The 12,581-nt window shown below is 71.4% G+C and carries 9 protein-coding genes and 2 pseudogenes; 8 read left to right on the top strand and 3 right to left on the bottom strand.

Annotated features, from left to right (window positions below):
- Positions 1 to 57: 57 nt before the first annotated feature.
- Positions 58 to 1,479 (bottom strand): S1 family peptidase, encoded by a 1,422-nt coding sequence (locus SSP29_RS27240; protein WP_174856012.1) that lies wholly within the window; start codon positions 1,477 to 1,479, stop codon positions 58 to 60.
- A 207-nt stretch (positions 1,480 to 1,686) separates the two neighbouring features.
- Between SSP29_RS27240 and SSP29_RS56460 the strand changes: the two are divergent.
- The 5 genes and pseudogenes from SSP29_RS56460 to SSP29_RS27215 all read left to right on the top strand — a co-directional run.
- Positions 1,687 to 2,093 (top strand): annotated as a pseudogene (locus SSP29_RS56460) (thioesterase); the annotation flags it as partial.
- Between the two features lie 499 nt (positions 2,094 to 2,592).
- Complete coding sequence (locus SSP29_RS27230; RefSeq protein WP_089103454.1) at positions 2,593 to 2,808, top strand: type A2 lantipeptide; 216 nt, start codon at positions 2,593 to 2,595, stop codon at positions 2,806 to 2,808.
- Between the two features lie 109 nt (positions 2,809 to 2,917).
- Positions 2,918 to 3,724: an HlyD family efflux transporter periplasmic adaptor subunit gene (locus SSP29_RS27225; RefSeq protein ID WP_089103453.1), complete on the top strand. Its 807-nt coding sequence runs from the start codon at positions 2,918 to 2,920 to the stop codon at positions 3,722 to 3,724.
- Positions 3,721 to 5,943 (top strand): NHLP family bacteriocin export ABC transporter peptidase/permease/ATPase subunit, encoded by a 2,223-nt coding sequence (locus SSP29_RS27220; protein WP_089103452.1) that lies wholly within the window; start codon positions 3,721 to 3,723, stop codon positions 5,941 to 5,943. Before SSP29_RS27225 ends, SSP29_RS27220 begins: the two co-directional genes overlap by 4 nt.
- A 1-nt stretch (position 5,944) precedes the next feature.
- Complete coding sequence (locus tag SSP29_RS27215) at positions 5,945 to 8,761, top strand: NHLP bacteriocin export ABC transporter permease/ATPase subunit (protein WP_089103451.1); 2,817 nt, start codon at positions 5,945 to 5,947, stop codon at positions 8,759 to 8,761.
- A gap of 4 nt (positions 8,762 to 8,765) precedes the next feature.
- On the opposite strand, the pseudogene SSP29_RS56455 reads toward SSP29_RS27215, so the two are convergent.
- Positions 8,766 to 9,269 (bottom strand): annotated as a pseudogene (locus tag SSP29_RS56455) (SRPBCC family protein); the annotation flags it as partial.
- An 83-nt stretch (positions 9,270 to 9,352) separates the two neighbouring features.
- Here SSP29_RS56455 and SSP29_RS60965 point away from each other — a divergent pair.
- The 3 genes from SSP29_RS60965 to SSP29_RS27195 all read left to right on the top strand — a co-directional run bounded on the left by SSP29_RS60965 (position 9,353) and on the right by SSP29_RS27195 (position 11,816).
- A complete protein-coding gene (locus tag SSP29_RS60965) occupies positions 9,353 to 9,481 on the top strand; it encodes a hypothetical protein (RefSeq protein ID WP_275539775.1) in 129 nt (42 codons plus the stop codon).
- 150 nt (positions 9,482 to 9,631) lie between these two features.
- On the top strand, positions 9,632 to 11,134 hold the full coding sequence (locus tag SSP29_RS27200) for an MFS transporter (RefSeq protein WP_089103450.1): 1,503 nt from the start codon (positions 9,632 to 9,634) through the stop codon (positions 11,132 to 11,134).
- A 298-nt stretch (positions 11,135 to 11,432) separates the two neighbouring features.
- Positions 11,433 to 11,816 carry an STAS domain-containing protein gene (locus SSP29_RS27195; RefSeq protein ID WP_089103449.1) on the top strand — a complete coding sequence of 128 codons (384 nt, stop codon included), beginning with the start codon at positions 11,433 to 11,435 and terminating at the stop codon, positions 11,814 to 11,816.
- 134 nt (positions 11,817 to 11,950) lie between these two features.
- Here the strand turns inward: SSP29_RS27195 and SSP29_RS27190 are convergent, their stop codons facing one another.
- A complete protein-coding gene (locus tag SSP29_RS27190) occupies positions 11,951 to 12,373 on the bottom strand; it encodes a subtilase-type protease inhibitor (RefSeq protein ID WP_089103448.1) in 423 nt (140 codons plus the stop codon).
- Positions 12,374 to 12,581 lie beyond the last annotated feature (208 nt).

Raw genomic sequence — 12,581 nt, 5'->3', positions numbered from 1 at the left:
CCGGAGGGCCGGACCGTCCACCGTCGGCCGGGAATCGCTGATGGGCCGCGCGATGGGTCAGTTGGACGACGAGGTGCCGTCCGCGCCGGTACCGGTGGCGTCGCCCGTGCCGGTGGCGTCGCCGGTACCAGTGGCGTCGCCGGTGCCGCTCTGGTCGCCGGCCGTCGCGGACGGGTCGACGGCAGTCGCGGACGGGTCGACAGCCGTCGCGGACGGGTCGACAGCCGTCGCGGACGGGTCGGCGGTGCCGCCGATCTGGTCGCCGCCGGCCTGGTCGCCGGCGGTGGCGGACGGGTCGGCCGTGGCACCGGCGTCACCGGCGCCCGCGCCCGCGTCGCCGAGGGTCGCACCGGTCGCCGTCAGGGCGGCGGTCACCGGCTGGAAGAAGGTCTCGCCGCCGGCGGTGCAGTCGCCGCTGCCGCCGGAGGTCATGCCGACCGCGCCGCCGTCCTGGGTGAACAGCGAGCCGCCGCTGTCGCCGGCCTCGGCGCAGACGTTGGTCTGGATGAGACCGGTGACGGTGTCGACGCCGTTGGGGTCGGTCTCGCTCTGGAAGTTGACGGTGGCGTCGAGGCCGGTGACCTGGCCGTCGTGCAGCCCGGTGGTGGAGCCCATCCGGAACACGGTCTCGCCGACGGTGGCGTCGACGGCCTGGTTGATGGCGACGGTCTGGCCGTTGCCTATGTTGACGTCACTGGTCGTCTGGGTGGCGGGGTCGTTGTACTTGACGAGCGAGAAGTCGCCGTTGCCGGGGAACTGGGCCTGGTCCACGGTGGCGATCGGCTGGCCGGTCTCGGAGTCGGACCAGTCCTTGGCGGCGACACCGCAGTGACCGGCCGTCAGGAAGGCGGGGGTGCCGTCCGAGGCGGTGACGTTGAAGCCGAGGGAGCAGCGGACGGTGCCGTTCTGCACCTGGGAGAAGATCGCGTCGCCGCCGGAGACGAGGGTCTTGAAGGTGCCGGACGACTTCTTGAGGGTCGCCATGTTCGAGCCGAGGCTCTGGACCGTCGACTCCAGCGTGTCCCACTTGGTGCCGGTGACGGTGCTGTCGGCGCTGACCACGACCTTGTTGGTCTTCGGGTCGACGGCCCAGGCGGTGCCCGGGATGGTCGCCTTGGTCTTCAGCGTCTGGGCGACGGCCGCCAGTTCGGAGGTGCTGTTCTGCACCTGGCGGACGACCGCGCCGGCCTGCTCCGCCTGGACGATCACGTTGTTGTCGCCGTTGACGACGTTGACGACGAGCTGCTGCTTGGCGCTGTCGTAGTAAGACCCGGCGAAGGCCTGGCCGAGCAGCTGCTGGAGCTGCGCGGCGAGGTCCGAGGCGCCCGTTGCCTTCAGGGTCTTGGGGGCTGCGGCGGCGCCGGAGGCGTTGTCCTGAGACGCGTTGGCCATCGGCAGCAGAAACGCCGCAGCTCCGAGCGCGGCGACACCGCCCACCGCGATAGCGGCCTTGCGCTTCGGAATTCGCTTGTGACTCAAACTTCTCGACCTCCAAGGGACGGAGTGCCTGCCGTTGCGGGGCAGTCGTTCGTGAGCGGCGCCTGGATGGCCATAGGTACGGGCGGGTCACGTGGTGCGTTCAATTCCGGTTCCCAACTTCCTTGACCCGGTGATGAATCGGCCATGGCGCGCCCGTGGTGGGCCAGGTCCGCGCGCCGGGCCGCCGCCTCGGGAGCAATCCCCCATATGACGATGAGCACCGCGGAAGCCGACAAGATCCTCTCCGTCGGCTTCGCCCCCCGGGCGCTCGGCCTCGGGCCGGCCGTCGGGGCGCCGGGCGAGGCCCGGGCGACTCCGCGTCCGCCCTGGTCGGACCGGCTGTCCGGGGAGGGCGGCGGGCTGTCGGGCAGGAGTTGACGGCTGCGGCCGACACGGCGACGGTGGTCGCCGCCCCGGCGGCCCGGGGCGGCTTCGTGCCGATGCCGACGGCGCGGCGGCCGACCTCGTTCCGGCACGCGGTGACCGGTTCGGATGTCCTGATCGAAGCGGTGCCGACCAGACCGGGCCGCCGGATGGGCTTCGCCCACATCACGATGAGCGATCAGAGATCGGGCGCGCTCGCGGGCCGGGCGAGCACGGCCTGCGCACCTCTGAGCGGACCCGATCGACACGGTCAGCAATCGATCACTGACGGTCCGTTGCGATCACGGACCGGGATCCTTGCTTCAGGGAATCTGCACATCCCATACCCAAGCAAGTCACGGGGAGCGGTGGATCTGCACAACCGCGCGCCCCCTGCCGTGCCCTTGGCCCGGAGTGCCCGGTTCGCCGCCGGGCGGGCAAGCCGTGCGGCGGGGGCGAAGTAGTGCGGCTTGTGAAGGAGTCGCCGACAAGCGGTGCGCGCGCCTGCACGGATGAGCCCTTCTGTGGCCCAAGTTCCCAGGTGAGGCCCCTGGTTGATTGGAAGCGCGGACCTCGGGCGTGCTTTGATCCATCGCACCGCGGGGGCCGCCAAGGACTCCCGGAAACGGGCGCCCGGCGCCCGCGGTCACGGCCGTCCGCCTGTCCCCCCAAGGGCCGTTGTTCGTCCCTGAAGGGCGTCGGGGGGCCGCTCTCCCCCTTGTGAATATCCATATGAAGGGAAGTTCCATCATGAACTCCACCCCCCAGGTTGAGACCGTCGAGATCTCCGACGCCGAGCTCGACAACGTCTCCGGCGGCCTGTCCCTGAACGCCCTCGGCACCGTCACCGGCCTGGTGGACAGCGTTGCCCCGGTTTCCGGCCTGGTCAACACGGTCGTCGGCACCGTCGAGGGTGTCACCGGCCTCAACACGCAGCCGGTCACCAACCTGGTCGCCGGTCTCTGATCGCACCTCGTTGCCGCTGAGTCCCGGAGCCGGATCCCGGCCCCGGGACTCTCGGGTGTTCTGAGACACCCTGTTCACCAGTGCCTCTCCCCTAGGTGAGGGAAGTTCCGTGCAGTTCCGCCAACAGGCCCTCGCCAAGCTCCAGTCACCGGAGGAGCTCGATCTTCCGGTGCGTTTCGCCCGTCCGCAGGGCTGGCTCGCGCTGTCCGTCTCGGTCGTCGTGATGGCGGCGGCCTCGGTGTGGGCGGTGACCGGTTCGGTCGCCTCCACGGTGAGCGCGCAGGCCATCCTCACCCACGGGCAGGGCAGCTACATCCTGCAGAGCCCGGTCGCCGGGCAGGTCACGGCGGTCCTCGCCGAACAGGGCGAACGGCTGCCGGCCGACGCCCCCGTGCTCAAGGTCCGCACCGGCCAGGGCGACTCGGTCGTGCGCACGGTCGCCGCGGGCCGGATCAGCGCGCTCGCCGCGACCATCGGGCAGATCATCCAGACCGGCGCGAACGTCGCCGCCGTGGAGAAGGTCGCCCACACCTCGGACCCGCTGTACGCGACGGTGTACGTCCCCGCGGAGAACGCCTCCGCCATCCCGGCGAACGCCCCGGTCGACCTGACCGTGTCGTCGGTGTCGACGCAGGAGTACGGCGTGCTGCGCGGCCATGTGAAGTCGGTGGACCGCGCCGCCCAGTCGGCCCAGTCGATCGCCGCGTTCCTCGGGGACAGCCAGCTGGGCGAGCAGTTCACCAGGAAGGGCCGCCCGGTGGCCGTCCTGGTCCGGCTGGACACGTCGAGAAAGACGAAGAGCGGCTACAAGTGGTCCTCGGCCGACGGACCCCCCTTCGAGCTCGACTCCATGACCCTGGCCTCGGGTTCGATCCGGCTGGCCGACCAGCGTCCCGTCGATTGGCTGCTCCCGTGACCACCGCCCAGGAGACCCGCGGCCGCCGGCGCGCCGCCCCGCCCAAGCGACCGGTCCCCAAGGGCCGCGGCCGGACGGTCCGTACGCCCACCGTGCTCCAGATGGAGGCCGTCGAGTGCGGCGCCGCCTCCCTGTCCATGGTCCTCGGCCACTACGGCCGCCATGTCCCGCTGGAGGAGCTGCGCATCGCCTGCGGTGTCTCCCGCGACGGCTCGCGCGCCAGCAACCTGCTGAAGGCGGCCCGCAGTTACGGCCTCACCGCCAAGGGCATGCAGATGGACCTGGCCGCCCTCGCCGACGTGCAGGGGCCGGCGATCCTGTTCTGGGAGTTCAACCACTACGTCGTCTACGACGGCATGGGCCGCCGCTTCGGCCGCCGGGGCGTCTACATCAACGACCCCGCCAAGGGCCGCCGGTTCGTGCCCATGGAGGAGTTCGACGGCAGCTTCACCGGTGTCGTGCTGGTCCTGGAGCCGGGCGACGGCTTCGAGAAGGGCGGCCGCCGGCCCGGCGTCCTGGGTGCGATGCCGGCCCGGCTGCGCGGCACCGCCGGCACCATGCCGGCCGCCGTCCTGGCCAGCCTGCTGCTGGTGGTCGTGGGCGCGGCGGTGCCCGCGCTCAGCCGCCAGTACATCGACCTGTTCCTCATCGGCGGCCAGACCTCGCTGCTCACCGTGCTGTTCGCCGCGATGGGCACCTGCGTCCTGCTCACCCTGGTGCTGACCTGGCTGCAGCAGGCGAACCTGCTGCACGGCCGCATCGTCTCCTCCACTCTCTCCAGCGCCCGCTTCCTGCGGCACCTGCTGCGCCTGCCGGTGACCTTCTTCGCCCAGCGCAGCCCCGCCGACCTGGTCCAGCGCCTCCAGTCCAACGACCAGGTCGCCGAGACCCTGGCCCGCGACCTCGCCGCGGCCGGTGTGGACGCGGTGGTCGTCGTCCTCTACGCGGTGCTCCTCTACACCTACGACGCACAGCTCACCTTCCTGGGCATCGGCGTGGCCCTGCTGAACATCGTGGCGATGCGGTTCGTCGTACGGCTGCGCGCGACCCGGACCGCGAAGCTGCGCGCGGACACCGCCCGGCTCACCAACACCTCCTACACCGGTCTCCAGCTGATCGAGACGATGAAGGCGACCGGCGGCGAGGACGGCTACTTCCGCAGGTGGGCCGGACAGCACGCGAGCACCCTGGAGGAACAGCAGCGGCTCGGGGTGCCGAGCGCCTGGCTCGGCGTGGTGGCCCCGACGCTGGCCACCGTCAACAGCGCGCTGATCCTGTGGATCGGCGGCATGCGGGCGGTCGAGGGCGGCATCTCGGTCGGACTCCTGGTCGCCTTCCAGTCCCTGGTGACCCGCTTCACCGCCCCGCTGACCCGGCTCAACGGCGTCGCGGGCCGTATCCAGGACTTCGCGGCCGACGTGGCCCGCCTCAAGGACGTGGAGAACTTCCAGGCGGACCCGGTCTACGCCCGCCCCGGCGCCGGTGACTCCACCCGGCGGCTCCAGGGCCATGTCGAGCTGGAGAACATCACCTTCGGCTACAGCCCGCTGGACAAGCCGCTGCTCACCGGCTTCGACCTCACCGTCGGCCCCGGCCGCCAGGTCGCCCTGGTGGGCGGCTCGGGCAGCGGCAAGTCCACGGTCTCCCGGCTGATCTCGGGGCTCTACTCCCCCTGGGAGGGCGTGATCCGCATCGACGGGCAGCGCCTGGAGGACATCCCGCGCGGCGCCCTCGCCGCCTCCGTCTCCTTCGTCGACCAGGACGTCTTCCTCTTCGAGGGGTCGGTGCGCGACAACGTGGCGCTGTGGGACCCGTCGATCCCGGACGAGGCGGTGGTGGAGGCGCTGCGGGACGCGGCCCTGTACGACGTGGTGACGCGCCGGCCCAGCGGCATCCACAGCAGGGTCGAGCAGGACGGCCGCAACTTCTCCGGCGGCCAGCGCCAACGCCTCGAAATCGCGAGGGCGTTGGTGCGACGGCCGAGCATCCTGGTCCTCGACGAGGTGACCAGCGCGCTGGACGCCGAGACCGAGCTGACCGTCATGGACAACCTGCGCCGCCGCGGCTGCGCCTGCGTCGTGATCGCGCACCGGCTGAGCACGGTGCGCGACAGCGACGAGATCGTCGTGCTCCAGCACGGGACGATCGTGGAGCGCGGGCGGCACGACGAGCTGGTGGCACACGGCGGGGCGTACGCCGCGCTGGTCAGGGAGCGATGAGATGACGACCGTGGACCAAGGCGACCTCGTACTCGGCGCGTTCGGCTCACTGGGCGCCCGGATCGACTGCACCGGCTTCAACCGCCTGGACCTCGAAGGCCCGCAGACGCTGTGGCTGGTGGCGTCCGGCGCCCTGGACCTGTTCGCGGTGGACGCCGAACAGCAGGGCCACTGGCACCACCTGGGCCGCCTGGAGGCGGGCTCCCTGCTGCTCGGCCCGGTCGCGGGACCGCAGCACACCCTGGTGGCCCGCCCGTTGCGCGACTGCGTCGTGCACCGCATCGGCCTGCGCGAGCTCTACCAGCCCTCCCACACCCAGACCTGGTCCTACGACGAGTACGGCAACCCCCAGTACGTCCCGCCGGCCACCAGCCCCCTGGAGTACGCCCTCGCCCTCGGCGTCGGCCGCGGCCTGTCGATCCTCTTCCAGGCCCCGATGACCGCCGGCGAGCGGGCCGCGGCCCCCACCGACGACGAGGTCTTCTGGATGCAGGTGCCGCCGGGCAGTGTGCAGTACGGCTCGCTGTACGGCGCGGAGGCGGCCGCCGACCTGCTGATGGACCCGGCGCTGTGGCAGAGCATGGTCGACCAGCAGTACCGCCTGCTGACCACCCTGGACCGGTGGATCGAGCAGCTGGAGCGCACCCACGAGACACGTACGGCGGCCGGGATCAAGGCCGGTGAGGCGGTCCGCGCCCAGGCCGACCGGACCCTGCTCGCCTCCATCGGCAAGGGGGCCAAGCACACCACGGCCGCCGACGCCGACGCCTCCTACGCGGCCTGCAGACTGGTCGCCGAGGCCGCCGGCATCACCCTCGCGGAGCCCGCGCAGAGCGGCACCGAGAGCGACCGCATCGACCCGGTCGAGCGGGTGGCACTGGCCTCCCGGGTGCGTACCCGGGCGGTACGGCTCGACGGCCACTGGTGGCGCGACAACGTCGGCCCGCTGGTCGGACACCGCGCCCTGTCCGGGGCTCCCGTCGCGCTGCTGTGGCGGCGCGGCGGCTATGTGGCCGTCCATCCGGCGACCGGCCGCGAGACGCCGATCGAGAAAGCGAACGCGGCGGAGTTCGAGCCGCGCGCGGTGATGTTCTACCGGCCGCTGCCCGACAAGGCGCTGAGTCCGCTCGGCCTGCTCCGGTTCAGCATGCGCGGCACGCGCGGCGACCTCGGCAGTCTGCTGCTGGCCGGGCTGGTGACCGTGGCGATCGGCTCGCTGGTGCCGATCGCGACCGGCAAGGTGCTGGGCGACTACGTGCCGAAGGCGCAGACGGACCTGATCGTGCAGGTCTGCCTGGCGGTGCTGATCAGCGCGGTGGTGTCGGCCGCGTTCACGCTCCTGGAGAACCTCACGATCCTCCGCCTCGAAGGCCGTATCGAGGCGACCCTCCAACCGGCCGTCTGGGACCGGCTGCTGAGGCTGCCGACGAAGTTCTTCACCCAGCGCTCGACCGGTGAGCTGGCCAGCGCGGCGATGGGCGTCAGCGCGATCCGCCGGCTGCTGGCGGGGGTCGGCCCGGTGGTCGTCCAGTCGGTGACCGTCGGGGCGATGAACCTCGGCCTGCTGTTCTGGTACAGCGTGCCGATGGCGCTGGCGGCCATGGGCATGCTCGTCGTCATCGCCGCCCTGTTCCTGGGGCTCGGGCTGTGGCAGGTGCGCTGGCAGCGCCGCCTCGTGGTGCTCGGCAACAAGCTGAACAACCAGGCCTTCCAGACCCTGCGGGGCCTGCCCAAGCTGCGGGTGGCGGCGGCCGAGAACTACGCGTACGCGGCCTGGGCTGGCGAGTTCGCGCGCAGCCGCGAGCTCCAGCAGAAGGTGGGCCGGATCAAGAACCTCACCAGCGTGCTGGGCTCGGTCTACCTCCCGGTCTGCACCCTCCTGATGTTCATGCTGCTGGCGGGCCCGGCGAGGGGCGCCATGGACGCGGCGGCCTTCCTCACCTTCAACACGTCGGTGACGATGCTGCTCACCTCGGTCACCTCGCTGACCGGTTCCTTCGTGTCGGCGGTGGCCGCGCTCCCCCTCTTCGAGGAGATCAGGCCGGTCCTGGAGGCCGCCCCCGAGGTGCGCACCGCCAGCACCCGCCCCGGCCCGCTGTCCGGCGCCGTCGAGGCCCGCCGCCTCTCCTTCCGGTACACGGACGACGGTCCCCTGGTCCTGGACGACGTCTCCTTCGACATCCGCCCGGGCGAGTTCGTGGCGGTCGTCGGCCCCAGCGGCTGCGGCAAGTCGACCCTGCTGCGCCTGCTGATCGGCTTCGACAGGCCGGTCTCGGGGAGCGTGCTGTACGACGGCCAGGACCTGGGCGCCCTCGACCAGTCGGCGGTCCGCCGTCAGTGCGGGGTGGTGCTCCAGCACGCGCAGCCGTTCACCGGCTCGATCCTGGACGTCATCTGCGGCACCGAGCCGTACACCCCCGAGGAGGCGATGGCGGCGGCCGAGCTGGCGGGGCTCGCGGAGGACATCAAGCGGATGCCGATGGGGCTGCACACGATCGTCGCCGGGAGCGGCGCGATCTCGGGCGGCCAGCGGCAGCGGCTGATGATCGCCCAGGCGCTGATCCGGCGCCCCCGCATCCTCTTCTTCGACGAGGCCACCAGTGCCCTGGACAACGACACCCAGCGCACGGTCATCGAGAGCACCCGCAAGCTCAACGCCACCCGGATCGTGATCGCCCACCGGCTGTCGACGGTCATGGACGCCGACCGCGTGATCGTGATGGAGGACGGCAAGGTCGCCCAGCAGGGCGCGCCGGCCCAGCTGCTCGCCGACACCGGCGGTCGGCTGCACGAGCTGGTGCGGCGGCAGCTGGCCTGACGGGTCAGGCGCCGGGGATGGGCGCGCCGGAGGGCAGGCCGGCGTCGAGATAGCCCTGGTAGTACTCCTTCCAGGGCGTGGTGACGCCGGCGTGCGGGCCCTGGAAGCGCTCGCCTCGGGCCTTGGCGTCGAGGGCGGAGAGGCAGACCTCCCAGCCGGCGCTGTTGCGGGCGGCGGTGTTCTCCTCGCCGAGGACGTGCGTGAGGGTGAAGCGGGTCCCGTCGGGCCCGGCGTCCTCCAGGTCGAAGCGGATCTCGTCGCCGCCCCAGTCGAAGGCCAGGTTCCGGGGCGGGTCGACGGCGAGCACGGTGCCGTGCGACTCGGGCATGTTCGGGTCGCCGGTGAACTTGACGGCGCCGCCGGGGCGCAGGTCGAACTCGGCGCGGGAGGGGAACCACTCGGCGAGTTCGTCGGGGTCGGTGACGAAGTGCCAGACGCGGTCGACCGGGTGGCCGTAGACACGGCTGAAGCGGACGGCGCGGCGGCCGTCGTCGAGGGTGACGTAGGAACGGCGCCGAGCGCAGCGCCTCCTCGCCGGGGAGGAACGCGGGCCGGGTCACCGTCGGGCAGGACGTTCACGGCGGGCGGTTCATGGGCGATCAGGCCGGTCAGCACCTCGGGGTGGCGGACGGCCAGGGTGAGCCCGACGATCGCGCCCGCGCTGCCGCCGAACACCAGGGCGCGTCCGCCGGCGAGACCCTCGACGACCGCACATGGTGAGCCCCGTCCCCAGCGAAACGTTGCCGTTTCGCTGAAAGTGCTCTAGTCTCGATGTGTACGAAACCGTTTCGTTCGCGGCTGCGTAGGTGTCGTCGCGGTGCAGCGGCTTCTCTGTAAATCCCGAATGACTTTCCCTGGAGTGGTTCCCGCATGTCCGAGAAGACTCTGACCGACGACGTCCTCGTCGGCACCGAGGAGGCACCGCCGGCCGCCTCCTCGAAGCGGTGGTGGATCCTCGCGGTCATCGCCGTCGCCCAGCTGATGGTCGTGCTCGACGCCACGATCGTGAACATCGCCCTCCCGTCCGCCCAGGCCGACCTCGGGTTCTCCGACGGCAACCGGCAGTGGATCGTCACCGCGTACGCGCTCAGCTTCGCCTCCCTGCTGCTGCTCGGCGGGCGGATCGCCGACCTGTTCGGCCGCAAGACCGCCTTCCTCATAGGAGTCGTCGGCTTCGCCGCCGTGTCGGCGCTGGGCGGTGCCGCGAACGGCTTCGGGATGCTGGTCACGGCACGCGCCCTGCAGGGTGCCTTCGGCGCGCTGCTCGCCCCCACCGCGCTCTCGCTGCTCAACACCACGTTCACCGACGCCCGTGAGCGGGCCAGGGCGTTCAGCGTCTACGGCGCCATCGCCGGCGCCGGCGGTGCGGTGGGCCTGCTGCTCGGCGGTGTCCTCACCGACACGTTCGACTGGCGCTCGACCCTGTACGTGAACGTCGCGATCGCCGTCGTCGCCTTCGCGGGCGGCATGGCGCTGCTGCACAACCACCGTGACGCCGGTAACGCGAAGCTGGACGTGCCGGGCACGATCCTGGTCGCGGCCGGTCTCTTCTCGCTGGTCTACGGCTTCTCCAACGCCGAGACGCACGACTGGGGTTCGCCGCTGACCTGGGGCTTCCTGATCGCCGGCGTCGCGCTCCTGGCGGCCTTCGCCTGGTGGCAGACCAAGGCCAAGTACCCGCTGCTGCCGCTGGGCATCCTGATGGACCGCAACCGCGCGGCCTCGTTCCTCGCCGTGCTGATCTCCGCCGGCGGCATGTTCGGCGTGTTCCTCTTCCTCACCTACTACCTGCAGCTGAACCTCGGCTTCAGCCCGACGAAGACCGGTGTGGCGTTCCTGCCGATGATCGGCGGCCTGATGGTGACGGCACAGATCGGTACCCAGGTCCTGGTGCCGCGGCTCGGACCGAAGGTGGTCATCCCGCTGGGCTTCGCGGTCTCCGCGGCCGGCATGGCCTGGCTGACCGATATCGGCGTCGGCTCCAGCTACCTCAGCGCGGTGCTGCCGCAGCTGATCATCACCGGCCTCGGCCTCGGCCTGGTCATGCCGGCCGCCATGCAGCTGGGCACCGGCGGGGTGACGGCCGACGAGGCCGGTGTCGCGTCGGCGACGGTCAACGCCATGCAGCAGGTGGGCGGTTCGATCGGTACGGCGCTGCTCAACACGCTCGCGGCGAGCGCGGCGACGGACTACCTGGCCGGGAAGGACGCGACCAGCAAGCTGGTGCAGGCGCAGGCGACGATCGAGAGCTACACGACCGCGTTCTGGTGGTCGGCCGGGATGTTCGCGGCCGGCGCGGTCATCGCCTTCCTGCTGTTCCGCAAGGGGGTGCCGCAGCAGGACCCGGACGCGGCGCCGGTTGTCCATATGTAACTTCCGCAGAGCCGCAGGGACCGAGGGGTCGCCGTCAGCAGGGAGACGGTGGCCCCTCGCCGTTGTTGTCACTCGCCGTTGCCTAGTGCGGGTGCGCGGTGGCTGGCCGCGCCCACGCGGCGGAGCCGCATATCGATACAGCCCCGCACCCCTATGGGGGCGCGTCAAGTCAAGCCACTTCATTCAAGTTCACTTGGTCGAGTGAACCTGATCTTGCGCCACCGACATCAGGGATGCCCGGCGCTCCGACCGGGTAACTACCAGGCCCCGTACGCGCCCTGTGCCTCGTGGAGCAGAGATGACGCCGGAAGCCGTGGACCCCGGGCTGCCCGCCGCCAACTCCTGTGCGCGCACCCGCCGCAGCGGGGCGTTCGTCGTCGTCGAGGTCTACGGCGAGGTGGACATCGCCACCGAGGAGTTGCTCGCCGAGCATCTGCTCGCGGTGACCGCCGCACCCGAGCCCGATGTGCTCGTCGATCTGCGGCGGCTGGACTTTCTCGACTGTTCGGGGCTGCGGGTGCTGTGCCGGGCCGAGGCGCGCGCCAGGGAGCGGGGCGGGCGGCTGCGGCTGGTGTGCGAAGGGCCCCGGATTCCGCGGCTGTTACGGGCCTCGGGGCTGCTGGGGCGTTTTCCGCCGCTCCCCGGCATTCCCCGGGACGGGAACGCCGGAGAGCGGCGGTGATGCCGGGGGTCGGACGGGCAGCCCCACACCACCCGTCCGCCCCCCGGTGCGAGATCGCAGGTTCCCCGCTCCAGGGGCCGCACTCCCCAGTTACGGACCTGTCCGGCAGTCACGAGGACCATGCGATCCCGGGCTCAGAAGGCGAAGACGCTCGTCCCGTAGGCGTCCCTCATGCACTGGTTGCCGAAGGTGTGCTCGTAGGAGACGCGTTTGCCCTGCCAGACGCCCTCGACCGTGACCACGACGGGATCGTAGAGCTTGGTACACCACACATCGCTTCTGGGCGCCAGGGCGTCGAGGTCACCGCCGGCGCCGCGCAGTTCGGCGCAGGCCTCGGCGGCGGCCGGGTGGGTGCCGGACGCGCCCGGAGCGCAGTTCAGGGTGACGGCGCGCTCGGGCGTGGCGGTGGCCGCTGCTGTGCCGTGGCCGGTGGTGAGCACCAGGGCCGAGGGGGCGTAGAGCGAGCTCGGGGTGGCGACGGCGGCCCCCGTCAGGGGTCCGCAGACGGCGGCGGCCGTAAGGCCGAGGGTCGCTGCCCAGCGCGCGGTGGTTCGCATTGTGTGCATCCTTCCGCTCGATTCGACGGGTGCCGCCCTCGGCCCGGTGGGTGCCGGGGCGGCGGGCGCCACTCTGCCGAGTCCGCCGCCGAAACACACATCGAACCCACAGGTTTCAGTAACCTTGCGTATTGAATCAGTGGCGTGAAGTCACGGAATTCGAGCGCGTCGACCGCGCAACGGAGCGGTTCTTGATCGCCCGAAGCGG

Source organism: Streptomyces hyaluromycini (assembly GCF_002217755.1).
In the GTDB taxonomy this organism is placed as follows: Bacteria; Actinomycetota; Actinomycetes; order Streptomycetales; family Streptomycetaceae; genus Streptomyces; species Streptomyces hyaluromycini.
This window is presented reverse-complemented; position numbering and strand designations above follow the sequence as displayed.

Excerpts from the sequence above, each read along its gene's own strand:
- SSP29_RS27230 (WP_089103454.1), top strand. The coding sequence starts at position 2,593 with ATGAACTCCACCCCCCAGGTTGAGACCGTCGAGATCTCCGACGCCGAG.
- SSP29_RS27215 (WP_089103451.1), top strand. The coding sequence starts at position 5,945 with ATGACGACCGTGGACCAAGGCGACCTCGTACTCGGCGCGTTCGGCTCA.
- SSP29_RS60965 (WP_275539775.1), top strand. The coding sequence starts at position 9,353 with ATGGGCGATCAGGCCGGTCAGCACCTCGGGGTGGCGGACGGCCAGGGT.
- SSP29_RS27200 (WP_089103450.1), top strand. The coding sequence starts at position 9,632 with ATGTCCGAGAAGACTCTGACCGACGACGTCCTCGTCGGCACCGAGGAG.
- SSP29_RS27195 (WP_089103449.1), top strand. The coding sequence starts at position 11,433 with ATGACGCCGGAAGCCGTGGACCCCGGGCTGCCCGCCGCCAACTCCTGT.
- SSP29_RS27190 (WP_089103448.1), bottom strand. The coding sequence starts at position 12,373 with ATGCGAACCACCGCGCGCTGGGCAGCGACCCTCGGCCTTACGGCCGCC.